Origin of the sequence: Nocardia pseudobrasiliensis NBRC 108224, from assembly GCF_001613105.1 — a bacterium.
Taxonomy (GTDB): domain Bacteria; phylum Actinomycetota; class Actinomycetes; order Mycobacteriales; family Mycobacteriaceae; genus Nocardia; species Nocardia pseudobrasiliensis.
In genome coordinates, this window is record NZ_BDBS01000073.1 from 1 (window position 1) to 24,592 (window position 24,592).

Genomic DNA, 24,592 nt, shown 5'->3' on the forward strand with positions numbered 1-24,592 from the left:
TGACCCGCCACTCGGTGCCCTCACTCAACTCCCCCTGGTGCCAGAACACAGACACCGCAGGCCCGGTGATCTCCGCACCGGCCGCAAGGCATTCGCCGACCACAGTCCGGGCAATAGTTTGCGCGTCCTCGATCGTCGGAGTGGTCGAGGTAACCGTCCACACCCTCGCCGTATCCATGACCGACACCCTAAACACGAACGCTGCCGCGCCATCCCTACACGGGATGGCTTGCCACAGAACCTCTCCGGTCACGCACGCGGCCGATCCCCGTGGACCGGCTCGCTCAGACCGCGATGCGCCTATTCCGTGCCAGCGAAGAACTCCTGCCGTATCCGAGCGAACAGCTGCGGATAGTCCATGCCAAAGGCCGTGGCGGCATATCGCACCGCATCGAACGCCGCCTGCATCGAGTCGCCGATGTCGACCGCGACGAAGTAGGTCATCATCGCCGGATATTGCTGCACCTGTTCGCTGGAGCCCGGCAAGCCCGAAACCAACGTCAACGGAATGTCGGCGTCGGTGTCGAGACGATGCCGGGCCAGCGACGAATTGGCGAAATCCGGTGGTGCGGATCTATTTTCATCCATCGCGGTCAAGGCATCGGCGAAGTCGGGGACATCGGTCAGCCCCGCCTGCTCGAACGCCGCGTGTGCGCTGAAACGAGCGAGGTCGCGCTGCCGCTGCGGTGGTAGCGCCTCGATGCCATCGACCAGATCTCGATCCAGCCCCGACAGGTAGTAAGCGGAGATGTAGGTGCCGAGGTCCGCCGCGAGGGCTGCGCTGGCAGGCCGCCCACCCCAGCGGCGGCACAGATCCCGGGCAGCCTCGGCGTCCGGATGGTCCGGCGCCACTGTGACCGGCATGCCGTCGGGCCCGAACACATACACGTGATCCTGGTCGGGTTCGGGGATCTTCTTCGTCGAAGGCGAATAGGCCGCGTCGGTTTTGCGGAGTGCACGGATGCCGGTGTCTGTGTCGTCGGTGGGCCACCACCGCAGCCAGTACTGTTCGCTGGATTCGGTTGCCGTGCCGTCGAAATCGAGGTCCCGGCCGCGGGCGTGCACCCGCAGCCGGTAGCGTCCCGGCAGGATCGGCGCGAACCCTGCTACGGGCTCGCCGTCCAGCCGCATCAACTGCAACAACTCCTCGGATTCGAGGATTGTCTCCTCGACGGCCTCCCACGCCTCGATCCCGTCCGTGCCGGGTGCCACATCGGCTTCTTCGGCTGTGACGGTGACCGGTCCGTGAGCGATACCGGTGAGCACGGTGACGAACCCTGGCCCTGCCCAGACCACTGTCCCTTCGGAGCGAGTGTCGAGGGTATCGGCGTCGACCGCACCGAGGGTGAACTGATGGTGGTCCACCTGCACGGTGACAGTGGTACTGGGCATCGGGTTTCAGGCTCCCTTCACATAAAACGTGTCACCGTCGAGAACACGGTTCTTGGTGAACCACCAGGTGGTGATCCCGCCACCGCGCATGTTCTGGCTTGCGTTGATCAGGCACATGCTGATTCCGTTCGACGCCAATGTTGGGATATTGCGGTAGTCCAGAACCTGCACCCACTCCTGTTTGACGTCGCAGCTGTCGTTGTAGGTACGGGCCGGTCCACCCGCACCACCTCCTTGCGCCGTGGTAGCGAAAGGGTATTCGTCGCACTGCATTCCCGCCGGGCGAGGCCGGGGAACGCGGTTACAGGAGATGTTGCGATTGTTCTGAGCCGTCGCGGGATTGGTGGTCCGGGTCAACGGACTGGTGCCCTTCGGGCTGCCCGGTAGACCACTGGCCTGGCCGTAACCGATGTGCTTGGCCAACTCCGGAACATTGCGGGTCGTCATGTCGAGAATCGGCTCCGCCTTCGGTACAGCGCAGCCGCTGGCACGAGCTCCGATCGCATCGCACCGAACCGTCGGCGCGACAGCAGTTTTCGTTGTCACCGGCGTCGCCTTCGGATGAGTGAACGTGAACTCGGCGAACCCGGTCGTGCGAGAAATCGCGCCTGCGGCGACAGTCGCATTGATCGTGTAATCGCGTATGTAGGTTCGCTCGGACACCGACCGAGGGTCCTCGGAATTGTTGAAATCGTGCTTGCACGAGGTATCCGAACTGCACCACACCGACATCGCATACTTCGCCGCGGTGGCCTCGCCAGTGACCTCGGTGACGTGCAGAACGGTGCGCGCCTTCCAGCCCGTGGAATTCCACGCAGTCTGCAGCTGGTTCTCCTGCACGACCGACAGCGTACCGAGCAACCTCTCCGGATGCTCCCGCTCGGCAATGCCGATCACCCCGTCACGCCACATGCATTGATACGAGCGGTCTCCCGCCCACTGGCGGCTCGGCAGGTTCTTGCAGTAATCCTTGTCCAGATTGCTAGTCCACGCCGGAAGCGCTCGCGGGCGAGCACTGTCATCGGGGCGGCACCACATGTACGGCGCACCACCACCGGCGTGAGACGGCTGACCACACGACGGCAGATCATCCAGGAGCACCGCACCCTGACTCCGCTGCGGGGCCTGTTCGGGCGCCAATTTGGGTTGCGGCACATCGGAATAGCCCGGACCGTTCACCCGGACACGATCGTCGTCCCCGCACCCAGGACAGTTGGCGTCGTCGATGTAGTCCTCCTGCCAGTCGGTGTCGTCGTTGCCGACCGCGGTCGTGGGCCAGCCGATCGTGCCGCCCTGGAAGTCCTGATCAACTGCCTTTCCTCGCGGGCGTTGATCCGATACCGGGAACCCGTAAGGCCCGTTCTCGTAGTTGGTGGCCGCCCACTTGTCGAGAATGCCACCCGAGACCGGGTGCGCCCCGCTCGGCCCCGACCAGTAGATGACACCGTGCTCGAACCGATTGAATCGTCCCATCCCGCCGGAGGTTCCGAGCTCGTCACTGATCGGATATCCGAGAAAGCCTCCCTCCCAACCGGTCTCGCCCCACTTGTCGCGGATCGCACCCGCGACGTAGTAGGCCTCGTTGAGCTTCCAATAGATCGTGCCACCCTGGAAGTACTGGCGGCGGCCGATACCGTCGGGATTGACGAACTCGTCCGAGGTCGGGTACTTGAGAACGCCTGCCTCCCAACCGTTGCGCTGCCAGGCCGCGAAGAAATGATTCACGACCGGATGCGCGCCGCTGTCGGATGACCAGTAGATCGGGCCGTTCTGGAACGTCGAGCGTTTGCCGAACCCGTCGGGATTGCTCAGCTCGTTGCTCGTCGGAAGCAACAGAAAGCTGTTCGGGCCGCCCAGTTCGTTGTACTTGTCGCGGATTGCGCCACACACCTCGTACGGCGCGGGCCAATACACCTGGCAGCCATCGGTGACGCGACGCTGCGCATTGCGCGCGATCATGGCCGCCTCCATGGTCTCGGCCTTGTCGGCCTGCCCCTTGGTGAACCCACCGGGGACTTTCTCACGATCCGACCGCATCTTCCCCGAGACGACGGTCGCGTTCGGATGATCCGTCGGTTTCCATTGCCCGGCAGTCGGTTTCGGCCGCACAGGCGTACTCGGTGAGGGCGACGGTCTCGTCGACGCCGACGGTGGCGTCGATGAACCCTGCGTCGGCGAGGATGGCGACGGGGTCACAGTCTGCGGCGCTGGCCGTGAAGGGGTCGAGGAAGGTGCAGGAACGGGTGAAGTCGTCGGTGTACTCGACGATGTCGGGCTTGGCTGCGCACTGGCGACGACACCGCCAGCAGTCAGCACCGCGATCGCCGCGACCGTGCCGGCCGCCTGCGCCGCACGAATCAACCACCGCCGTCTACGCGGTGAATAGTGCCGGTCAGATGTCATGATCCCCTCCTGTCCACCCCAACAAGAAACGTCACGAGATCTCTGAAACAAACTCTGGCGCAACAGATCCCGTGACAGCGATCACCCTAGGCGGTCCAGCGGCGGGCTGCGCGCAGTTGCTCCCGTACTGAACCGACACCCCTAGCGGACAACCCACCCGACGGCGGCAGGGCCACGAAGTTTTCAGAGGCTTCTCGTACCCCTCGAACCGCGGTCGAACACTCGCTCTCGGCACGGCCACATCGGCTCGACTCACCTCGCTCGTCCCGGTCGGCCGCTTGTCAGGTCGATCACCGGACAGATCAAAGTGCAGATTTAGGTCGCCCTGTGGATCCAGTCACAGACGATATGCTGCGGAAACACGCCCTGAAGCCCTTGTGACGCCCGTGGCCATATCCTGGATATTTACTTCTGTTCGGGATCAGCGGGCAGCTCGGGTCCTATAGTTCGTAGTCAGCGTGCACGCCGTAGCAAGGGGAGGCGAGATGGCGGATCGGGTGGAAATGAACCCCGCCGAGGTACACGCCACGGCTGGGTGGCTGGAATCGTCGGCGCGAGAGTTCACCGACGAAGTGGACAAGCTGATGCGCGAGGTTCATACGTTCATCGGCGGTGACTGGCAGGGCAGAGCCGCCGGATCTCACCACGCCGCGTGGACAGAATGGGAGCAGGGCGCCCGCCAGGTCATCACCGGACTCGAACACGACGCCGCCGCCCTGCACCGAGCCGCGGACGTGGTTGTCAGGACCGATCGCGGTAATGCGAACGGGATCAGCACCACCGGCACCGGGGCAGATTAGAGATGCCTGCCACCGACTATCGCGTCGACCTGGACGGGATGCAAGATCTCATCGACAAGGCCGCCGGTCTCGAGAAACGGATCGAGGACCGGCTGACCGAGATCCAGAAACGGATCGCCGAACTGCACATCACCTGGGCCGGTGACGCCGGCCAAGCACACACGACCGCCGCCGCGGAATGGGCTGCCGGTGCCGCGGAGATGAATGCCGCACTCGGCGACCTCCGCAAGGCGCTCGCGCACGCCCGGTCCGCGTATCACGCCGTCGGGCCCACGAACTACGACATGTGGCCGCAATGACCGCGCCGACGGTGCCGCTGATCGTCTGCCGCGGCGACGAATACCATTCCGCGGGCGAGGTTTTCGGCCAGATGGCCACCGATACACTGACCACGCACTCCGCCTTAGTAACGGTGCTGACCAACCACGCGGGCATGGCCGGTGACGACAGCGTCGGCCAGCAGTGGGCGAACTCGTACGACGAAGCCGCCCAACTGGCGATCTCCACCTCGTCGAAACTCACCACATCCTGCGGGCAGGTCCGCGATCTCATCGTCCTCAGCGCCTACAACCACCAAGTCGCCGAAACAACCGCGAACCTGAAGAACACACCACCACCTCCAGCACCCCAGCTCTCCCCCGATCCCTGCCCGCCCGAGACCACGCCATCAGCGGCGGGAAGCGGGATTCCCGAACCATTCGGGTGGTCGATCATCAAAGACGCAGTCGGAATGGCCTGGCCAGACGGACATCAGGACCAACTGAACACCGCCGCGGCAGCATGGCATACCGCCGCCTCGGACTACCGCACCGTAGCCGCACAAACCCCACAAGCAGTCGATCTCCTCCGAAACCAGCAGTCACCCGAGATCGACATCGCCGCACAGACCTGCACCGACCGGCAAACCGACCTCACCGCACTCGCCGACGCCTGCCAAACCCTCGGCGACGCATGCGGCAACTACGCCCACCACCTCGACGAAGCACACAGCCAGATCCTCCACGAACTCCGCGAACTCACCCTCGAAGCCGCCGCCGGTGAAGCCGCATTCGCATTGCTGATCCCGTTCACCGGCTCGCTATCGGAATGGATCGGCAACAGCGCCCTGGCCGCCCGCATCGCGACCAAAGCCCGCCGAATCGCGACCATCATCACCGAACTCGCCACCAAGGCAACGAAAATCGTCACCGACGCCATCAAACCAATGGTCGAACGACTCAAACCCCTCCTCGAACGCGTCCGCACGTGGGTCGAGGCCGCCCGCACCAAGCTGAACCCGATCGCCCGCCCCGGCAGTACAGCCGCCATCACCGATCCCGCAGTCGCCGCGCTCCCCGAGGCCGAACGTGCGGTCGCGCTGTCGGCTCGCGATATCTTCACTTCCCCGGAATTCGAGGCGATCCGTGCAGCTCAGGCCGAGGGCAAGGCCGCCGAGGTCACCATCAACGGCACCAAGGTGCTCTACGAGCCCGATCTACCGGCCAGCGGGTTCACCCTGTTCGGTGAGCACGGATTCGTCATCGGCCGCGAAGCATTCACCTCCGAGGCTGAGCTGGCGAAAACCGTCGCCCACGAATCCCATAGGCTCGCAACGAGCAGTTCAGCCAGCGGAGTGAGCGGTGAGCTCGCCACGAACGAGACCGATGCGGCCTTCAACTTCGCCGAAACGACATGGAAATTCGTGATGGGAGGATCATGAGCACCACCAGCACCCGGCGGTGGATCGACGCGGCCAAACGCGTCGGCAACGGAGAACTCGAAGGGATCCGCTGCCCCGAGAACGGGGACGACTTCCTGGAAGTGACCTGGATCCCCGGCCCCGGCGACACCGGCGAGTATCGACTCCGCTGCCCTACCTGCGGAGCCGAGAACTTCCTGCGAACCACCCGCGCGCCCGGCAGGAACAGCAACTGACACTCACCGCCCCGCTCGACTCTCCTTGCATAGGGCCGATCGCCATGACAGATATTCACGAGTGGGAGCTGCAGCTCCAGCACGACCTCGACGAGATCCGCCGAATCAGCCAGCAACTCACGAAAGCGGCGGCCAGCATACGAGGCCGGGGCGAGACCCGCGGCGTCGCGGTCGAAATCAATGCCAGCGGTGACATCACCGACTTGCAGATCGCGCCCGCAGCGATGCGCTGGTCCAGCAGCCAACTCAGCCAGGCCATCGTCGAATGCCATCGGCAGGCACGAGCCGAGGTCAAAGCCGAAACCGAACGGCTCCTCCGCACTACGGACCCGCGCATCCGCGATCACATCCTCCAGGCCCGCGACACATCCGCCGGTCCCGAACACAAGACACGGCCTCGGACCGAAGAAGAAATCCAGGCCGCCGACGACGCCTACTTCGAACGCATGAACCGCGGCTGGCGAACCGACCGATAAGAACGGCAACTATGACCGACGTCGATTTCACCGTCACCCACCTGTGGGACCTCACCAGCAAGTTCCACATCACCGGCCAGCTCACCACAGGCGAGATCAATCCCGGTGACGTGCTGGTCGATTCGAAGACCGGCGCCCGGGTCAGGGTGATCGGCATCGACATCCACGCCTCGCTACGACCGCCGGAGTGCACCCTCGTCATCGACCGCGCCGACGTCGCCGCTGTCCGTGTCGGCCAACGGCTTGTCAACGACAAAGCCCTTCGGAACACCACGTCCCAATAGCCGGCCAGGCCCTTCGTATCCGCGCCGGGATGTGCGCCAGCTGTCACGAATCCTTGTGAGGTTCTTGGGCTTGCTTGGCTAGCGCGAGGATGGCCCGGCTCAGGCTGCGGAGATCCGGTGGGTCTCGTTGTTCGCTCTCGACGATGATGTGATGGTCGCGCGGTTCGCCGACCTTTCTGTTGCCCCGCTTACCCATAATGTGCTTCCCGTCCGTTTCTGGAGGTATCACCTGTTCTGGACGTACCGGCCAATCAGTGTCTGATCGCTCTGGCACTGCAGTTTACGACCTCCACCCCGGTCCTGGGCTAGAGTTACAGCGCCGACTGTGGCAACCCGGTTGAACGCGTCGCTTTCGCGCGAAAGGTCAAATCTCCGTGCAGAATTCCTCGCTTCTGGACGAGCTGGTCACCGACGCTGGCCGCGACGGTGTGCAGCAGCTCGTGGTCGGTGCCATCGTCCAGCACGAGGGCAGGGTTTTGCTGCTGCAACGACCGAGTGATGACTTCATGGGCGGCATCTGGGAATTGCCCAGCGGCAAAGTAGAGCCGGGAGAAACCCTCGACCAGGCGCTGACACGCGAGGTCAAGGAGGAAACCGGCCTGGATGTCGTCGGCATCGGGCGCTTTCTGGGCGATTTCGACTATCGATCCGGCAGCGGGAAGAACAGCCGTCAGTTCAACTTCGTCGTCGAGATCGCCTCGGCAACACCGGTCATGCTGCAGGAACACGACCTCTACGCCTGGACCGAACTCACCGAGGAACCACCTGTGACAGACGCGGTGAAGAAGATACTGCTGCGCTACCAGCAAGCCTGAACGCTGACCGTCCCCACCTCACTCCGGTGTGGAACTTCCATTCTGCGGTGTCCTCCTACGCCCCGAGAGGCGGTCCCACTCAGCCGAGGTATGGGTAGTTGCCGGACAGGTAATCGCCGATCTGCTGTCGCATGCTCGGGTGGATGTCGTAGTGGTCCAGTTCTTCTGGGTTGACGAAGGCCACGCCGTCGGCCTCGTCGTTAATCGTTGGCTCCCCGGTAACCGGGAGGCCGATGTAGGTGTTCTCGTATTGCTGGCGTATCTCACCGTCGGTGTAGGCGACGATATGGTTCGGGTTGCTGTACACGCCAAGGAAACCCGTAATCTCCGCGGTGATGCCGGTCTCCTCGTTGCACTCACGCACAGCACATTGGGCGGCGGTCTCACCGAACTCCATGGCTCCGCCGGGCAGCGCCCATTGGCCGGTGTCGCGGCGGCGCTGCAGCAGGATCGCTCCGGAATCGTCGGTGACGAGCAGGTTGCACGCCACCACAAGGGAATTCGGCTTCGGCGCCTGCGGGTCGTAGAAGTACTCGATCCTGCCCATGCGTACAGTCTTTCCCTTCGAGTCGGCCCGCTCTAGGTGTGCCGTCGACGAGCAACGGCCGACGGCACACCGTCGCGCGCTACTTCACAGGCAGCACGGTGAGCTGACTTTCGATGCGCTCGATATCCCTCTCCGCCTTAGCTTTCCGATCCCGTATCCCGTCGACGACGGACGCTGGCGCCTTGGCCAGGAAGCCATCGTTGCCGAGCTTGGCGCTGGTGGATGTGAGATCCTTTTGCGCTGCGGCAAGGTCCTTTTCGAGGCGGCGACGTTCGGCGTCCACGTCGATCGCCTGGGACAGGTCCACACTGATCCGAGCCTCACCGATCGGCAGCGTCGCCGTAACCTGGAAGCCCTCGCCTGCCACGTCGAGTCGCAGCAGCTGCCGGATCGCCGCCTCGTGAGGGCCAAGTACCGCAGTGAGCTCCAGCTGGGCGGGGATGGGCTGGGTATTGCGGACGCCTTGGTCGGAGCGGAATCGGCGAACCTCGGTCACGAACTCCTGCAGTTCGGCAATCTCGGCTTCGGCGGCCGGGTCGCGATAGCCGGTGTCGGTCGGCCAGGTGGCGACTACGACCGATTCGCCGCCGGTGAGGGTCGTCCACAACTGTTCGGTCACGAACGGAACGATCGGATGCAGCAGGCGCAACACCGTATCCAGGACGTGCCCGAGTATCCGGCGAGAATTGTCAGCGGCCGAACCACCTTGGGCGAACGCGGTCTTGGTAAGTTCGAGGTACCAGTCGAAGACCTCGTCCCACGCGAAGTGATACAGCAGATCGGTCAGCTTCGCGAACTGGTAATCGTCGAACAGGGCATCCGCCTCGGCGACAACGGTATTGAGCCGGGACAGGATCCACCTGTCGACCGCGGGCAGGGCCTGCGGGTCCGGCAGTTCGCCGGTGGTGGTGGCACCGTTGAGGAGAGCGAAGCGGGTGGCGTTCCAGATCTTGGTGGTGAAGTTACGGGCACCTTCGACCGATTCCTCACCGACCGGGGCGTCCGCGCCCGGATTGGCCGCACGGGCCAGGGCGAAGCGCAGGGCGTCGGTACCGTAAGCGTCCATCCAGTCGATGGGGTCGACGACATTGCCGAACGACTTGCTCATCTTCTTGCCGTGCTTGTCACGGACCATCCCGTGCAGGGCGATCACCGGGAACGGGGCGGTCTGGCCGTCGCTGAGGTAGAGCCCGAACATCATCATCCGGGCGATCCAGAAAAACAGCAGATCGTAGCCGGTGAACAAGACGCTGTTCGGGTAGAACTTCACCAGCGCATCGGTCTTGTCCGGCCAGCCCAGGGAGGAGAACGGCCACAGCCCGGAGGAGAACCAGGTATCGAGCACATCCGGGTCCTGGGTCCAACCCGGCTCGGTCGGCGCAGCGTCGTCGGGGCCGAGGCAGACGGCTTCGCCGTTGGGCCCGTACCAGACGGGGATGCGGTGGCCCCACCACAGCTGCCGGGAGATGCACCAGTCCCGCAGGTTGTCCACCCACGCGAAATACCGCGACTCCAGGCTCGCCGGATGGATCTGCACTCGCCCGTCACGCACCGCGTCGCCGGCCATCTTCGCCAAGGGCGCGACCTTCACCCACCACTGCAACGACTGCCGCGGCTCGATCGTGGTCCCGCACCGCGAGCAATGCCCGACCGCATGCACATACGGCCGCTTCTCCGTCACGATCCGTCCCTCGGCCCGCAGCGCCGCCACGATCGCGGCCCGCGCTTCGAACCGATCCAGTCCTTGGAACGGTCCGTGCGCGGTGATGACGCCGCGCTCATCGAGCACCGTCAGCGACGGCAGGCTATGCCGCTGGCCGATCTCGAAGTCGTTCGGGTCATGGGCGGGAGTGACTTTGACTGCGCCGGTACCGAATTCGGGATCGACGTGCTCGTCGGCGACGATTGGAATCCGGCGGCCAGTCAGTGGCAACTCGATCTCGGTACCGACCAGATGCCGGTACCGCTCATCGTCCGGATGCACCGCGACCGCGGTGTCACCGAGCATGGTCTCCGCGCGAGTGGTCGCCACCACGATGGCGGTGGTGTCATCGCCGTAGCGGATCGACACCAGCTCGCCCTCGTCGTCCTGATATTCGACCTCGATGTCCGACAACGCGGTCAAACACCGAGGGCACCAGTTGATAATGCGTTCGGCACGGTAGATCAGGCCGTCGTCGTAGAGGCGTTTGAAGATCGTCTGCACCGCCCGCGACAAACCCTCGTCCATCGTGAAGCGTTCGCGGTCCCAGTCCACGCCGTCGCCGAGGCGCCGCATCTGATCGGAGATCTGCCCGCCCGAGGAGTTCTTCCACGCCCACACCCGCTCCACGAACGCGTCGCGGCCGAGATCATGGCGTGACAGGCTCTCTTTGGCGAGTTCGCGTTCGACGACGTTCTGGGTGGCGATGCCGGCGTGGTCCATGCCAGGCTGCCACAGCACTTCGTAGCCCTGCATGCGCTTGCGGCGGGTGAGGGCGTCGATCTGGGTGTGTTCGAAGGCGTGGCCCATGTGCAGCCGACCGGTGACGTTCGGGGGCGGGATGACGATCGAGTACGGGGGCTTGTCGCTGGCGGGGTCGGCGTGGAAGTAACCGGCGTCTACCCACCGTACGTACAGCTCGCTTTCGAGTACCGCCGGTACGAACGTCGTCGGCAGCGTCGAAGGGGCCATCTCTGTACGGGGGTTGGATTCGGTCACAGCAGACCAGCATATGGGCTGCCCACCAGCAGGGTTGCGGCTAGTGGGTGATAGGCCCGGCGCCGGTTGATTGCTCATGGGATCCCCAACGGTTCGTAAGGGCTGGCGAGGGTGAACTGACGGCCGCGGGCGACGGTCAGCGCTTGATCGAGGTCGTAGGCGGCCATGTGCAGCAGGTCGGTGAGCCGATTCGGTTTGGCCGCGCAGACCAGCTCGGCGATCTTGCGGGCCGGGCGCGGATCGTCCAGAACGGCTTGGAAGTAGTCGAGGTTGCGCTCGACCACCAGCAAAGTGGTTTCCAGCTCGCTGACCTCGCCCGCCGAGAGCCGCTGCCACCTTTGGTGGATCCGATACTCGTGGAAGGGACCGGGAAGACAGTGGATACGGTTGGCAGCGCAGCGGCGGTAGCGGGTGGCGAGCAGGTCGATCGCGAAGGCCCAGTCCTGCCATTTCCGTATCGCGGGATCGTAACCTCCGGCGGCAAGTCCATCGCGGCGCCGGTAGACGATCGGCAATGGCGCGTGGTGTTTGCGCGCGATCAGCTGCTCGTCGGCGGGATAGGCGGAAATGGTGAGGCCGTCGAAGTCGCCGACCATTCGCGAAAAGGTATGCACGAAGGCGACATCCGGATCCTCGACCAGGATCTGCACCGCACGCTCAAGGTAACCCCCGTCGGCGAGCAGCGCGGGATCGGTGGCCAGACGATCATCACAATCCAGTGGGAGAACGAAGTCGCAGCGTGCGGCCCGCAGACCCGCGGTGCGAGCCAGTTGCACACCGCCGTGTTCGGGCAGGCGAATAACACGCACACCCTTGTGACCTCGGCACCCTTCGATCGCGCGGAGTGTGGCCGCGTCGTCGGAGGCATCGTCGACAACGACGATCTCTTGCGGAAGGGTGAGAGGTTGCGCCGCTAGGGATTCGATGGCCTCGACAAGGAAGACGCCACAGTTGTGACACGGCACGACAACACTGATCCCCCGGATGCCTCCCATACTCATGCCACCCCTCTCGCAATCGGAGCGGTATGCCTCGCTGTGACAATGATCCTGTTGGCACGGAAGTACTTTCGTTTGTCAGCAGCGTTGCCGGTATCGCTCGAGTTGTTCTCGGAATACGTGGTCACGGTCAGGTGGCCTTCCCAGTGGTGGTAGAGGCGGTCGATGAGTGAGCGGAATTCGGCGGCGGTGTAGGCGGCTTCGCCTTCGATGACCACGCGGCGGCCGGTCCGGTCGGTACGTTCGATATCCGTGAATACTTCCAAGTAGTGGCCTGCACCGGCTGGTGCGCTCTGGATACAGCGGGTCAGCAGTTCTCGCACGTGGCGCCGCCCGAGGTAGTGCAGGACATTGCGGGCGACGACGATGCCGAATTGTGTACGCACGTCATAGTTTTCGATGCGCTGTTCGACGATGTCGAGTCGCTGGGCCAGTTCCGGCTGGTCGGCAATTCGGGTTCGCAGGATCTCGGCCGGGATCTGATCGACAGCGACTGTGTGAAATCCCAAGCAGGCCAGGGCGATGGCGTAGGTTCCCCGCCCGTATCCGAGTTCTAGCGCGGTTTGCGGAGCTCTGGGATCGAGTGCATTGACGAATGCCGCGAACCGGTCGCAGACCGGCGCGTCGAGCCGTTCGGCGGTATCGGCGCCGTCAGTGAGGGCTTTCCGGTAGAACTCGCGTACGGAGCGTTGCGAGCGGATCACGGACATCGTCGTCCCTTCCATCAGAATTCGTCGATTTCCACGGTCTGGCCCGGAATGCGCAGCGACAGGGCCAGTGCTTCCACCACCCGCATCGGCAGGTAATGATCGGCGAGCTGACTGCGGGTTTCGGTGCCGCGCAACCAGTTCTCCATCAATTCACGATTGCTGTCGCTATGGAACAGCCCGTCGAAGGTTTCCTGCGCGACGAACTCCTCACCCGGCATCAACGCCGCGTTGGCTCGCGTGAGGACGTCGGCAACCGCGCCGATCCGGTCGGCGTCGGACCCGCTGGGGACGTCGTAGCAGTGCACGTGCACCGAATACAGCGTCGAGAGCTGGGCTTCCAGATCGACGCTGGAGGTGCGGCCGTTCTTGTTGTAGACACCGGCCGGGAACGTCGACCAGTTGCGGATCGACGGCGTGGTCTGCTCGAACGCCAACGTCCCCACCGTGATCGTCGCCCCGGTGTCGGCGTCGACGAGCCGGAACGTGGAGGTGATGTCAGTTTCGCCGTACCGGCCGGGCTCGCGCGCGAACGCGGCACATGGTGAGTGACCACCAAGGCGGGCCGTGGCCGCGCCCGGCACTCGGCGCTCCTGGTCGGCCGGATAGGCGCCGAACGAGCACAGCTGGAGTCGCAGCGGCCGGTCGGGCATCACCAGCTTGTTCAACGCCAAGATCTGCACCGCGAGGTCGATGTAGTGGTAGGCGCCGTGCATGAGCATCCCGTACCCGTATCGATACGGGTGGTCGTCGCGGGTGACGTACTCGTGCTCGAGATTCCACACCCCGCCCGCAGCGCGCAGATGGAACGATGTCACCGGCGCCTGCCATTCCAGCAGTCGTTCCCGCAGTGGCGCGATCACCTTGCCGTTGTAGATCCTGTGATAGCGGCTCAATGTCATCACCGAATGCCGAACCGACCGCTGCTGCGCGGCCGCAATCAACTCCGCCATCGTCTGCGAAATCCGCGCCGGTTCGAACTGCCCCGCAACCATTGGTGCCAGCACCGGCTTCTCCACCAGCGATGCTGTCCCCTCCTCGACACAGCACCGCAGATACCTCTCATGCGCACCCACCTCTGTCGCGATATACGCCATTGTCGGTAGGCCTCGAACCTTCGCGCCCGCCAACGCCGCCCGTACAGCGTCGCCCCCACCGGCTACCCCTCGACGCCCGGACGGCAGGAACACGCACTTACGCGGCTGCGGATCCACACCGGCGAGACGCTCCTCCACCGCGTGCCGTTCGGATTCAAGGTCGACTATCGAATATGACTGCAGGAAACCGTCTTTCAGCGCCTGGGCAATACAAGGCATGTACTTGTTCGCCACAATCTCGTCGAACCCGACCACCACCAACTGATGTGTTGTCATGATCCGCTCCCCTCGATCGATGCATTAGATACCGGCGGCACAGGACCTCCGGAAAGAAATTGACGCGAATTCCACCCTGGCCCCTCACGCCGATCGCCGCCGAATCGCGCCGATACTGCGCAAAGTGCCTTCAACTTCACTGAGATATGGCAGCCGAGCGCTGGCTTCCGGGTGCCGATTCCGCGCCCACCGGAACGGATAGTTGCCGGGCTCGACCGGCAGCATGACGTGCGTACCCAAACCCGCGATACCAACTCCGAGTCGATCGAAGGCGGTCCGAATGTACTCGTCAGCCCGCCGATCGAAGTAGACCAGCAGCGTAACCCGCTGGGTCAGCGTGTATTCGACCGCCAGCGCGGACGGAGTCTTATCGAGCACGCGGTACGCAAGCCGCGCTGGCATTGAAAGTCCGCCGAAGTCTTCAGTTGCAGTCATGCGGACCCAAGGTGTCCGAAACTCGTCTACGTACACTTCTATTGGGATCCGCAGACTCTGCAGGTAGATATTGCATTGCGTACGGGCGGCCTGTTCGGAGACAAGTTGGAAACGGTCGTCGCTCACCGCCCGATCACCCCGGCGCGCGTCTTTCGCCATGACAGAAGGCAGATTGCGACCCTCACGGTGTGCCAGTAGTGAATTGACCGCGCCGCCATACCGTGCCGGTCTCCGACTCGATGACCTCGTACTGGGCAATGACGACGTTTTCGCAGCCCCCGAGGTGGGCGAGTCGAGGCGTGATCACCGCTGCGGCGTCAAGGCGGCGTATAGCGTTGAGCAACCGCTGAATCGGGTTGTCCACCTCAGGGCCGGGTGCGAGCGTCCGGGCCAAGTCGAGATGTCTGCATTTCGCGGTGTCGCGAATTTTCTTTTCGAAGATTGGCTGCTGAACGCCGGAGATGTCCTTGTCCAGGAAGCCAATAGCTTTCGCCCTCATATGCCCTCTTATTCCGTATCCGAGGAATGGTTGAGCACATGACGTTAGAGTCCCGCGACAGCGATAACCCGGTCTCAGAGACCGGCTTGTCTCGGCGACCTACACGTCCAGGTGAAGACGCTCCGCGAGCATCGCGGCTTGACCTCGGTTTGCCGACCGCGAACTTTGGAGCAGCCGCCCCACCATCTCACGGGCATTCGTGTCGTGGCTGAAATCCTCCGGAGCCACACGTTCGGCATTCAGCAGGTGCAGGAGCGTGCCAGTGTCCTCGCGGCGCAGCTCGTACGCCCGAGCCAGGTGGAGCGCGAAGGTGTAGTGCCGTTCTACAGAGGGACATTCGCACGCGTCGAGCTGGTCGGCGATCCGGAGCGCCTCGCTGGCATCCCCTGCTTCCAGCTCGATCGAAACTGCGTGCAGCCCAACGTTGAAGGGGCTGAACATCGTGTGCCCGATATTCATGGCGACCTTGGCGTCGCCAGCAACCGAGGCGACATCGTTCAATCGGTTCCGCGCTCCCCAGCTGTTCCCCGAGCGAGACTCCGCCACGGCGGCAACGAGATTGAGCGCTCCTCCCATGGCGAGTGCCGAACCAGTTGCACCGAGGTCCGACGCTATCGCCTCGGCGGCGGATAGCGCGAGCTCCACGGCTGCGCCGTATTCATTCGATATCAGCAGCGTGTGGCCAAGATTCCAGCGCGCGACCGCCAATCGGACAGGATCGTCGGCATCTTCAGCAGCCCGTAGTCCACGGTCGGCGACTACGAATGACAGGTCTGTTCGGCCGATTCGTCGGGTCACGGTACGGAGGAGACCGTACAAATCGCTGGCTATGGCCGCGAGCCGCCGATGCTCAGGAGCACGTCGCAACGCGCGGGAAGTTGCCTCGGTGTCGCGAATCAGTGCGGGCAGCCCTGGCAAAAGCTCGCTGTAGCGGTGACTGCTGGACTGCCAGATGCCCCACGCCCGCTCGACACGGCTGGCCAGTTTATCGATGTCGACGGGGTCCTTACCGGTCGACATGAGCGCGAGTGCCAGCCCTTCGCCTGGCGTACCTGACGGAGTCACTACGGCCCTGACATCGCCGAGTAGTGCACCCACCGGCACGCCGAGCGCCGTCGCGAGATCTCGCAATACGCCGGCGCTGGGCGTCTTCCGGCCGCGCTCGATTTGGCCGAGATAGTCAGTGGTTATACCTGCCAAGCCAGCGATAACCGCCTGCGTGCGTCGGCGTTGTTCGCGGTGCAGGCGAATCCGAGCACCGATATCGTCATTGGGTCGTGACGATGTGGCCATGTTCGTCACACTATGACCGGAGGTGCAGGGACGCATGCCGTTCGAGCAGAGTGACGCCGTTCTAGTGCTCTGGGATATCGACCACACCCTTATCGAGACGCGCGGTGTCGGCCGTGCCGCGTACGCGGCAGCGTTCGAACAGGTCACAGGCCATCGGCTGGAGCAGATGCCGCACATCACCGGCCGCACCGAACCCGACATCTACGCGGCCACCGCGAAGCTGCACAACATCGACCCGCCGTCGTTCTCGATATTTGCCGAAGCACTCTCTGCTGCCTACCTCGCGCGGCAAGACGAGCTTTTCCACCGCGGCCGTACGCTGCCGGGCGCAGAGGAAGCGCTGTCGCTGATCGCGGGCACACCAACCATTCGCCAATCGGTTCTCACCGGCAATACGCGGGCAGTGGCACGGACGAAGCTCGAAGTCTTCGGGCTCGATGCATACCTCGATCTGGAAGTCGGAGCGTACGGCGATGATGACGGGAACAGACCAGCATTGGTTCCCATTGCTCAGTCCCGGGCCACCAAGAGCTACGGGGCCGCGTTCGACCACCACAACACCGTTCTCATCGGGGACAGCCCCGCGGACGTCGAAACCGCTCGCAAAGGCGGCGCCAGGGTCATAGCCGTAGCAGCTGGCGGCACACCAGCATCGGCACTGGCCGACGCTGACGTCGTCCTCGATGATCTGACCGACACCGACGCCCTCACGAAAGCCATTCGAGCGCAATGAGTAACGGACCTTCGTGACCAGCGACCGCCTCCACCATGCTCATGCTGCGGCTTGTCATCTCCCTGGAGCCCGCACTGGTTCGGTTGGTGTGGTGATGATTTCGGCAGGTTCCTTCCAATAGTCCGTGTTCCTGCCGTAGTTGGGGGTGGTGTAGGCGCGGTCCCACGCGGCATCCTCTGCGAGCAGTTCACGCCAGGGGGCGACCTCGACGTAGAGCACACGCATCGAATTGAGCGCACCGTGATGCAGATCAGGGCCGTCGGTCGAGGTGGCATCCTCGGCGACCGCGACCTCGTAGTTGCGTTCGAGCCCCGCACGCACGGTGGCTTCGACACACACGTTGGTTTGCAGACCGGCGACCAGAAGCCGTTGCACGCCCATGCTTCTCAAGATCGGATCGAGTTCGGTGTAGGCGAAAAAGGAGTGGCGCGTCTTCTCCAGCACGAGCTCACCACGCTGCGGGGCGACCGCTTCCATCAGTTCATAACGCCACTGCCGCTCCTCCGGCGTGAGCACGGGCAGGCGAGGTCGCCGGGATCGCAAGTGCCGGGCGGCGCGCGGATTGGCCGCCAGCTGCCCGGCCGGGCTGCTCACCTGCCGGGAATGCACCACCGCGACATTGCGGGCGCGCGCCGCGTCCAGCAGCTGCCGACATTCGGCGACGACTTCGTCCAGTCGCCAGATCGGCGGCCACCCCAGAGCATCGCGAAGCCCATCCTCGGCGATGTAGCCGTTCTGCATGTCGATCATCAGCACTGCAAGGTCGCTCACCGTCCGCCTCCTGCCACACCAACTCCGTCTCCCCCATGATCGCTGCCGCCGGACGTCACCGCGGGGATTCGTGCGGCCCTACGTGCACCAAAACTCCCGATTGCCTTGACACAACGCCTGTTCGCCGCTCCTATGGAATATGCGAGGGACACACAATCCGCGCCGAACGAAGGATGTGTGTCGATTTGATTGCCCATCAAGGCGGGTCTCCCGCCGATCATCTACCCGGAGAAACCCCGGCACCTAGTGGATGCCGATCCACACCAGCAACGCCGAAGCACCACGGATGCCAGCGCCGCTCGCGGCGCGCGCGGCGGATTCTCCAGCGTTGCCGATCCCAGGCCGAGGTGTCCTGATGCCCAAGCCTGAACCGACTCCGACACCAAGCCGCTACGTGTCGATCAAACAGGCCGCGGCACGCGCAGGCGTCAGCACGGACACCATCCGGCGCATGATCGGCGACGGAAGCCTCCCCGCCTACAGATTCCGCGGCCAGATCCGCATCGCACTCGAAGACATAGACAAGGCCATGCGCCGAGTGCGATAACCGGCAGCGACCACGGTCGCTGACCGCATAGATATTGCACGTATATTGCACGAAAACGGCTGGCTATCGCGAAAACCGCGATGACCAGCCGTTTTTCTGTGGTCCCAGCTGGTTTCGAACCAGCGACCTCTCGCGTGTGAGGCGAGCGCTCTCCCACTGAGCTATGGGACCGTAATGTGGGGTTCAGGTGGGCTTTGCGTGCCGTTCCGAACGAGATGGAACCTTAACACGGGGTACCGGCGTGACACCAAATCGGGGATCTAGCTGTGTGTTTGTCGGGTTGGGTGGCGCGGCGGGTTGGGGGGAGGCCTTGAAGCGACCGATCGGTATATATGTGCGAGGGGTGAGCAGGGGCTCAGCGGGGAAACTACCGGGGTGTTATTCATATTTACCCCTATCTACCAGGCGATTTGTTGGTGGTGTGGATCGTGGGCTAATGTTCTCTCTCGCCACCGGATGGCAGGAAAGAGCCGCCGGGAAGCGGAAATGCGGATGTAGCGCAGTTGGTAGCGCATCACCTTGCCAAGGTGAGGGTCGCGGGTTCGAATCCCGTCATCCGCTCGAAGGCCAACCCGGCCTTGGTTGGCGGTGTGGCCGAGTGGTGAGGCAACGGCCTGCAAAGCCGTGCACACGGGTTCGATTCCCGTCGCCGCCTCTTAGAGGCAACCCACGCGCGATTAGCTCAGCGGGAGAGCGCTTCCCTGACACGGAAGAGGTCACTGGTTCAATCCCAGTATCGCGCACCAGCTAGATGAGAAAGCCCCGGTTCCCGCCGGGGCTTTCTTGTGTCCTGAGGACGGTTTTCGCGGCTGATCGTGACTGCGCTTGCGTGTCAACGTCTTCGCCGCATGCCCTCACTTCTGGGGTCCCCTATGTCCCAATGGCAGAATTTGCGAGGGCTCGAAGGCTGTACTGCCCCTGGCAATGTCGTTCGAACGCGGGATCTGGTGAATGGTTGAGGTATTGACGGCTCGGTCGCGCACTTCGGCCGAGCAGTTGGAGGAGTTGCGGCTACGTCTGGGTCGGCCCTGGTGGACGGCCTTGGCGGCAGTGCTGGGCGGGGTGGTGTTACTCGGCTGGCGGGCAAGCACATACGGCAGTTGGATGGTCGACGACGCGGGCATCACGTTCGCGTACGCGCGCAGCGTCGCCGAGGGTGCGGGGCCGGTATTGCAGGTCGGTGCGGAGCCGGTGGAGGGATTCTCCGACCCCACTTGGCTTTTGGTGCTGGTGGTGGGCAAATGGTGTGGACTGTTCGATCGGGGAGCGATTTTCGGCGTTCCCGACTATGTGCTGTATCCGAAGGCGATCGCGCTGCTGTGCTGCGCGGGGATCCTGATCGCGTGCTATCTCGCCGCGCGTCGGGTGTCGCGGTGGCCCGCGCTGGTGACCTTCGTGACAGGCGCTGTGCTGGCGGCGATTCCGTCGTTCGTGATCTGGTGTTTCTCCGGCCTGGAGAACTCACTGTTCGCGCTGGCGGCGTGCGCGCTGGCCGTTCATCTGTTTCGGGCGGTGCTCGATGATCGGCTGTGGACGCCGTCGGTGGCGGTGACCGCCGGTGTGATCGCGGCGTTCGCGGCGTTGACCCGTCCCGACGGACTGATCTATCTGGCCGCGTATCCCGCGGTTTCGGTGATTCTGGTTCGGCGGGCGACCTGGTGGCCCGCCCTGCGGGGAGTGTTGTATTCAGCGATCGCGTTCACGGTTCCGTTCGGGGCCTATCTTTTTTGGCGGATCAGCGAATTCGGGCGACTGGTCGCGAATACCGCTGTGGCCAAACATCAGGCGATGCCGACCGTGCACGATCTGACCAGGGCCGGGGAGCTGGTGCAGTACGCGGGCGCACCGGCGGTCATCGCGGCCGTCGGCATCGTCGGACTCGCCCTGTCCGCGCCGAGTAGATGGCGTGACGGAGTGATCGCGTTCCTGGCGCCGCTGGCGCTGGCGATGGTCGCCTACTGTGTCCTGCAGCCGGATTGGATGGCGCAGTTCCGCTTCGCCACCCCGGTATGGGCGCTGGGCGCGATCGTCGCCGTGATCTCGGCGGGTGAGCTGCTGGCGCGCCTGCGCACGCACCGCCGAATTCTGGTGGTGCTGGTCCTGATCGGGGCCCTGATCCCTTCCGGCAGCGCGTTCGCCGCGGAGACCGACACCTTCCGGACCGATCCGGATGTGCCCCTGTGCTGGATCGCGCAGCGGTTCGGGCGCGTATTCAACGGCTACGCCGATATTCTCGAGCTTCAGCAGGGCAGCCTGCTCGCGCCGGATATGGGCGGCAGCTCGCTGACGTCGCGGCTGCGGCTGATCGATATGGCCGGACTCACCGAATCGCATATCGCGGACATCTATGCGGGCACCAGCCACACCAGCCTCGAGGACTACGTGTTCGAACAGGTGAAACCCACCTTCGTGCATACCCACGGCGCTTGGATGTACAACGAGGTCACCCTCGACCCGCGGATGGAACGCGACTACTACCGGATCCACCAGTCCCAGGACCCGAACCGGCCGGACGAGGAATGGGTGCGCAAAGACGTTGTGCGCGAGGACGGCCAGCTCCAGCAGCTGCGCCAGTACGCCGGCCGGGTGCTGCCGGGCCTGCTGCCCGGATACCGGCCGACCGGCAGTTGCGGAGCGGTATTGAAGCCGGGCCAGCGACTCGCTGAATAATTCAATTACCTTTTACTTCAATATCATCAGCGATGTCGTGGCCGTAAAATGTTGTGACACATACCATCATCTGCTCATTTTCGCGAAACCCCCTCTCCCACTAGGGGTTTCATGCGTTCTCTGCCGAGCTTACAGTTAGGAGGTCTGCGACCGGAGAATCAACCGGAGCATTTGCGAGGAATCCCATGTACAAGAAGTTCGCCGCCATCGGCGCTGCCATGTTCGCGTTCGCCGTTCCCATGTCGGGGGCGCAAGCCCTCGGGGACCCGTCGCCCGGCTGGCCCACTCCCCCGCCGCCCGACAAGATCGTGATCGATGTCGTGACAGTCAATGGTTCGGGGTGCCCGCAGGGCACGGCGGCCGTGGCGGTCTCACCCGACAACACGGCCTTCACGGTGACCTACAGCCAGTACACCGCGCAGGTCGGGGTGGGCTCGACCCCCACCGACTTCCGCAAGAACTGCCAGCTCAACCTGAAGGTCCATGTCCCGGGCGGCTTCACCTACGGCATCGCCTCGGCCGACTACCGCGGCTTCGCCTCGCTGGCCAAGGGCGCGACCGCGCTCGAGCGGGCACGCTACTACTTCCAGGGCAATTCGCCGACCGATTTCGTCGACCACACGTTCAAGGGTTCCTTCGAGGACGACTGGCAGGCCACCGATTCGACCGATGTCGCATCGATCGTGTATCTGCCCTGTGGCGAAAACCGCAATTTCAATATCAACACCCAATTGCGGGTGGACGCGGGCACTTCGGATCCGAAGAAGACCACCAGCTTCATCACCATGGATTCCACCGATGGCGCCATCAACACCACCTACCACTTCGCGTGGAAGAAGTGCTGACGCGCGCTGAATACAATTGAAGGCCCTGGTTCGGCCCCGGCTTCGGCCGGGGCCGAGTTCATGCGGCCAGTTCCACGCCCAGTACGCGGGCCAGTACGCGCGCTCCCGGATCGGTCAGTTCCAGCGAGCGACGCGTGCCGTGCCGTCGCACCCAGCCGGCGGACTCCATCCTGGCCAGCACGGCCGCGCCCAGCGCGCCGCTGAGGTGGTGACGCTGTTCGCTCCAGTCCACGCAGAACCGCAGCAGCGGGCGGCGCGCATCGCGCACCGAATCCAGATTCACGCCGAGTTCGGCGAAGACCGGATCCGCGGCGGGGCCGAGTTCGTAGGGATGTTCGCGCACCGGCGCGGACAGCCGATCCCCCTGTGCGCGTTCGGTTCCGGCGACGCCGTCGACACGCACGAGGGCACCGTGGTCCAGCAGCGCCTCGGTTACCGCGACGCCGAGTTGTCCGGCCAGATGGTCGTAGCAGCTGCGGGCGCGGCGCATGGCCGCGGCGCGGGTGGATTCGCGCAGCGACCGCACCGGCCGGGTGGGGGCGAGGACGGCCAGCGCCTCGATCGCGAGGCCGACCTGTGGATTGGCCAGGCGGTAGTAGCGGTGCCGACCCGACCGCTCCACGCTCAGTAGTCCGCCGTCCACCAGCCTCGACAGATGTTCGCTGGCGGTCGAGGCCGCCACCCCGGCCTCGGCGGCCAGAATCGAGGCGGGCAAGGCGCGACCGTCCGCGAGCGCGGCCAGCACCCGGGCCCGGGTGGCATCGGCCAGCAGGGCGCCGACCGCGGCGATGTCGGCGTATCCGTGCAGGGGGCGATTGTCGGTCATGGACCCAGTCTGCCGCGCGCATACTTCGGCGGCGACCGAATCGTGGGCGCATCCCGCGCGGCCATTCTTCGGCGCGTGCCGAAGGGTTTCCGGGCGAGACTGCGGATATGACTGCTTCGATGCTCCGCGAGACATCGCTCGACGCGAATCGTGGTCGCGTGCTTGCCGTGCTGTGCGCCGGGATGTTTCTCGTGCTGCTGGACGTGACCATCGTGAATGTCGCGCTACCGAGTATCGGGCGCGGGCTGCACGCGCCGATTTCGATGCAGCAGTGGGTGGTCGACGGATATGTCGTGGCCATTGCGGGGCTGCTGCTGGCGGGTGGGACGCTCGGTGATCGGGTCGGTCATCGGCGCGTGCTGATCGCGGGTTTCGCGGTGTTCGGGGTCGCGTCGCTGGTGTGCGCGCTCGCGCCGGACGTGGGGGTGCTCATCGCCGCGCGGGTGGCGCAGGGTGTGGGCGCGGCGCTGCTGTTGCCCAGCACGATGGCGGTGATCGTCGACGTCTATCCCGAGCGCGGGGAACAGGCCAAGGCGCTGGGCGCGTGGGCGGCGGTCTCGTCGCTGGCCCTGCCCGCCGGGCCGCTGCTGGGTGGTGTGCTCACCGATGGGCTCGGATGGCGGCCGGTGTTCTGGATCAATGTGCCGCTCACCGTGTTCGCCATCGGTGCGGCCCTGCTGGTGGTGCCGAATCGCGACGGTGATCGCGGGCGGTGGGTGGATGTGCTCGGATCGGTCGGATTCGTGGCGGGGCTGGGCGGGCTGGTGTTCACGGTGATCGAGGCCGGGCATCGGGCCGGGGTCGCCGTGGTCGTGGCCTCGGGGGTGGTCACGGCGCTCGGGTTGTCGACCGCGCTGTGGTCCGCGCGCCGCGGCGAGCATCCGATACTGCCGCTGGATCTGTTGCGCCGCAAGGAATTCCTGAGCCCGAACGCGGTGGCGCTGATCATGAATCTGGTCTTCAACGGTCTGCTGTTCGTGGGCATGCTGTATCTACAGGAGGTGCTGGGCTTCTCGCCGCTGACGGCCGGGGCGATGGTGTTGCCGTTGGCGATTCCGCTGGTCGCCCTGGCACCGGTGTCGGGACGTTTGACCGCCGCCCGCGGCCCCCGCACCGCCGTAAGCATCGGCTGCGTATTCGCCGTCGCCGGTTCGCTGCTGCTGATCGGGATCAGCGCCGCGGGCGGATCCGGTTGGCTGCTGAGTGGTTTCACGCTGCTCGGCTGCGGAGCGGGCCTGGTGACCACCGCGGTCGTCGCGGCGGTCGTGCGCGCCACTCCCCCGGATCGCTCGGGCCTGGCCACGGGCGTCTCCAATACGGCCCGCCAGATCGGCACCGCCACCGGCGTCGCGATCTTCGGCGCGATCGCGGGCTCACCCCAGGAACCGCATTTCGTCCCGGCCCTGCACGCCCTCGCTGTGGCGGCAGCGCTCGCATGGTGTGCCGCATTGGCGCTCACGCGTTTCGGAGTACTCACCGAATAGCGCCATCTCGGGCACCTGATCGACGCCACAGCAGTCAGGGCCGATGTCGCATCCGGGTCCGCGCTCCGAGCGAGATCGA

25 protein-coding genes, 4 tRNA genes and 1 pseudogene are annotated in these 24,592 nt (G+C 64.6%); 15 read left to right on the top strand and 15 right to left on the bottom strand.

Annotated elements, in window-relative coordinates; translation table 11 throughout:
• The 3 genes from cutA to NP4_RS37945 all read right to left on the bottom strand — a co-directional run.
• Positions 1-178, bottom strand: a 178-nt coding sequence (gene cutA, locus NP4_RS43505) for a divalent cation tolerance protein CutA (protein ID WP_156524976.1), incomplete at its 3' end; no start/stop codon positions are given.
• A 122-nt stretch (positions 179-300) separates the two neighbouring features.
• Complete coding sequence (locus tag NP4_RS37940; RefSeq protein WP_114755955.1) at positions 301-1,392, bottom strand: hypothetical protein; 1,092 nt, start codon at positions 1,390-1,392, stop codon at positions 301-303.
• 6 nt (positions 1,393-1,398) lie between these two features.
• The gene (locus NP4_RS37945; protein ID WP_169813861.1) at positions 1,399-3,753 is read right to left on the bottom strand and encodes an LGFP repeat-containing protein; all 2,355 of its coding nucleotides are present in this window, start codon (positions 3,751-3,753) and stop codon (positions 1,399-1,401) included.
• A gap of 527 nt (positions 3,754-4,280) precedes the next feature.
• Between NP4_RS37945 and NP4_RS37955 the strand changes: the two genes are divergently transcribed.
• From NP4_RS37955 to NP4_RS37985, 7 genes are all read left to right on the top strand, one after another.
• Complete coding sequence (locus NP4_RS37955) at positions 4,281-4,595, top strand: WXG100 family type VII secretion target (protein ID WP_068008970.1); 315 nt, start codon at positions 4,281-4,283, stop codon at positions 4,593-4,595.
• Positions 4,596-4,597: 2 nt separating this feature from the next.
• Complete coding sequence (locus tag NP4_RS37960) at positions 4,598-4,894, top strand: WXG100 family type VII secretion target (RefSeq protein WP_068008976.1); 297 nt, start codon at positions 4,598-4,600, stop codon at positions 4,892-4,894.
• The gene (locus NP4_RS37965; protein ID WP_174556221.1) at positions 4,891-6,294 is read left to right on the top strand and encodes a WXG100-like domain-containing protein; all 1,404 of its coding nucleotides are present in this window, start codon (positions 4,891-4,893) and stop codon (positions 6,292-6,294) included. Before NP4_RS37960 ends, NP4_RS37965 begins: the two co-directional genes overlap by 4 nt.
• Positions 6,291-6,509, top strand: a complete 219-nt coding sequence (locus NP4_RS37970; RefSeq protein WP_068008979.1) for a hypothetical protein — start codon at positions 6,291-6,293, stop codon at positions 6,507-6,509. The genes NP4_RS37965 and NP4_RS37970 overlap by 4 nt, the downstream gene beginning before the upstream one ends.
• 44 nt (positions 6,510-6,553) lie before the next feature.
• Positions 6,554-6,985: a YbaB/EbfC family nucleoid-associated protein gene (locus tag NP4_RS37975; protein ID WP_068008982.1), complete on the top strand. Its 432-nt coding sequence runs from the start codon at positions 6,554-6,556 to the stop codon at positions 6,983-6,985.
• 11 nt (positions 6,986-6,996) lie between these two features.
• A complete protein-coding gene (locus NP4_RS37980; protein WP_068008984.1) occupies positions 6,997-7,269 on the top strand; it encodes a hypothetical protein in 273 nt (90 codons plus the stop codon).
• Between the two features lie 374 nt (positions 7,270-7,643).
• Positions 7,644-8,084, top strand: coding sequence for an NUDIX domain-containing protein (locus tag NP4_RS37985; protein ID WP_068008988.1), 441 nt, complete (start codon positions 7,644-7,646; stop codon positions 8,082-8,084).
• A 79-nt stretch (positions 8,085-8,163) separates the two neighbouring features.
• Here the strand turns inward: NP4_RS37985 and NP4_RS37990 are convergent, their stop codons facing one another.
• The 9 genes and pseudogenes from NP4_RS37990 to NP4_RS38025 form a co-directional block, all read right to left on the bottom strand.
• Positions 8,164-8,631 (bottom strand): NUDIX hydrolase, encoded by a 468-nt coding sequence (locus tag NP4_RS37990; protein ID WP_068008991.1) that lies wholly within the window; start codon positions 8,629-8,631, stop codon positions 8,164-8,166.
• 79 nt (positions 8,632-8,710) lie between these two features.
• On the bottom strand, positions 8,711-11,305 hold the full coding sequence (locus NP4_RS37995) for a valine--tRNA ligase (protein ID WP_211336005.1): 2,595 nt from the start codon (positions 11,303-11,305) through the stop codon (positions 8,711-8,713).
• Between the two features lie 101 nt (positions 11,306-11,406).
• Positions 11,407-11,928: a hypothetical protein gene (locus NP4_RS43035; RefSeq protein ID WP_245998772.1), complete on the bottom strand. Its 522-nt coding sequence runs from the start codon at positions 11,926-11,928 to the stop codon at positions 11,407-11,409.
• A 57-nt stretch (positions 11,929-11,985) separates the two neighbouring features.
• A pseudogene (locus NP4_RS43510) lies at positions 11,986-12,333 on the bottom strand (glycosyltransferase family 2 protein); the annotation flags it as partial.
• Positions 12,330-13,055 (bottom strand): class I SAM-dependent methyltransferase, encoded by a 726-nt coding sequence (locus NP4_RS38005; protein ID WP_082876593.1) that lies wholly within the window; start codon positions 13,053-13,055, stop codon positions 12,330-12,332. The pseudogene NP4_RS43510 and the gene NP4_RS38005, both read right to left, overlap by 4 nt.
• Positions 13,055-14,410: a Gfo/Idh/MocA family oxidoreductase gene (locus tag NP4_RS38010; RefSeq protein ID WP_156524977.1), complete on the bottom strand. Its 1,356-nt coding sequence runs from the start codon at positions 14,408-14,410 to the stop codon at positions 13,055-13,057. Before NP4_RS38010 ends, NP4_RS38005 begins: the two co-directional genes overlap by 1 nt.
• A gap of 84 nt (positions 14,411-14,494) precedes the next feature.
• Positions 14,495-14,971, bottom strand: a complete 477-nt coding sequence (locus tag NP4_RS41405; RefSeq protein ID WP_147288134.1) for a hypothetical protein — start codon at positions 14,969-14,971, stop codon at positions 14,495-14,497.
• Between the two features lie 55 nt (positions 14,972-15,026).
• Entirely contained in the window at positions 15,027-15,344 is a 318-nt protein-coding gene (locus tag NP4_RS38020) for a hypothetical protein (RefSeq protein WP_068009011.1), read from the bottom strand.
• Between the two features lie 99 nt (positions 15,345-15,443).
• Complete coding sequence (locus tag NP4_RS38025) at positions 15,444-16,637, bottom strand: helix-turn-helix domain-containing protein (RefSeq protein ID WP_068009061.1); 1,194 nt, start codon at positions 16,635-16,637, stop codon at positions 15,444-15,446.
• Positions 16,638-16,671: 34 nt separating this feature from the next.
• Here NP4_RS38025 and NP4_RS38030 point away from each other — a divergent pair, with 34 nt between their 5' ends.
• Entirely contained in the window at positions 16,672-17,370 is a 699-nt protein-coding gene (locus NP4_RS38030; protein WP_068009014.1) for an HAD hydrolase-like protein, read from the top strand.
• Between the two features lie 54 nt (positions 17,371-17,424).
• Here NP4_RS38030 and NP4_RS38035 read toward each other — a convergent pair whose 3' ends face one another.
• The gene (locus tag NP4_RS38035; protein WP_068009017.1) at positions 17,425-18,141 is read right to left on the bottom strand and encodes a cysteine hydrolase family protein; all 717 of its coding nucleotides are present in this window, start codon (positions 18,139-18,141) and stop codon (positions 17,425-17,427) included.
• Between the two features lie 355 nt (positions 18,142-18,496).
• Here NP4_RS38035 and NP4_RS41410 point away from each other — a divergent pair, with 355 nt between their 5' ends.
• Positions 18,497-18,688, top strand: coding sequence for an excisionase family DNA-binding protein (locus NP4_RS41410; protein WP_114755954.1), 192 nt, complete (start codon positions 18,497-18,499; stop codon positions 18,686-18,688).
• 99 nt (positions 18,689-18,787) lie between these two features.
• Here NP4_RS41410 and NP4_RS38040 read toward each other — a convergent pair.
• Positions 18,788-18,859 (bottom strand) — tRNA-Val (locus tag NP4_RS38040).
• Between the two features lie 317 nt (positions 18,860-19,176).
• Here NP4_RS38040 and NP4_RS38045 point away from each other — a divergent pair.
• From NP4_RS38045 to NP4_RS38065, 5 genes are all read left to right on the top strand, one after another.
• A tRNA-Gly gene (locus tag NP4_RS38045) sits at positions 19,177-19,249 on the top strand.
• A gap of 23 nt (positions 19,250-19,272) precedes the next feature.
• A tRNA-Cys gene (locus tag NP4_RS38050) sits at positions 19,273-19,343 on the top strand.
• Positions 19,344-19,359: 16 nt separating this feature from the next.
• Positions 19,360-19,434: transfer RNA gene (locus tag NP4_RS38055), tRNA-Val, on the top strand.
• 205 nt (positions 19,435-19,639) lie between these two features.
• Entirely contained in the window at positions 19,640-21,358 is a 1,719-nt protein-coding gene (locus NP4_RS38060; RefSeq protein WP_245998770.1) for a hypothetical protein, read from the top strand.
• A gap of 185 nt (positions 21,359-21,543) precedes the next feature.
• The gene (locus NP4_RS38065; RefSeq protein WP_114755953.1) at positions 21,544-22,203 is read left to right on the top strand and encodes a DUF4360 domain-containing protein; all 660 of its coding nucleotides are present in this window, start codon (positions 21,544-21,546) and stop codon (positions 22,201-22,203) included.
• 58 nt (positions 22,204-22,261) lie between these two features.
• On the opposite strand, the gene NP4_RS38070 is transcribed toward NP4_RS38065, so the two are convergent.
• Positions 22,262-23,029, bottom strand: coding sequence for an ArsR/SmtB family transcription factor (locus NP4_RS38070; protein ID WP_114755952.1), 768 nt, complete (start codon positions 23,027-23,029; stop codon positions 22,262-22,264).
• A 107-nt stretch (positions 23,030-23,136) separates the two neighbouring features.
• On the opposite strand from NP4_RS38070, the gene NP4_RS38075 reads away from it, so the two are divergent.
• Positions 23,137-24,513, top strand: coding sequence for an MFS transporter (locus NP4_RS38075; RefSeq protein WP_068009021.1), 1,377 nt, complete (start codon positions 23,137-23,139; stop codon positions 24,511-24,513).
• The last annotated feature ends 79 nt before the right edge of the window (positions 24,514-24,592 follow it).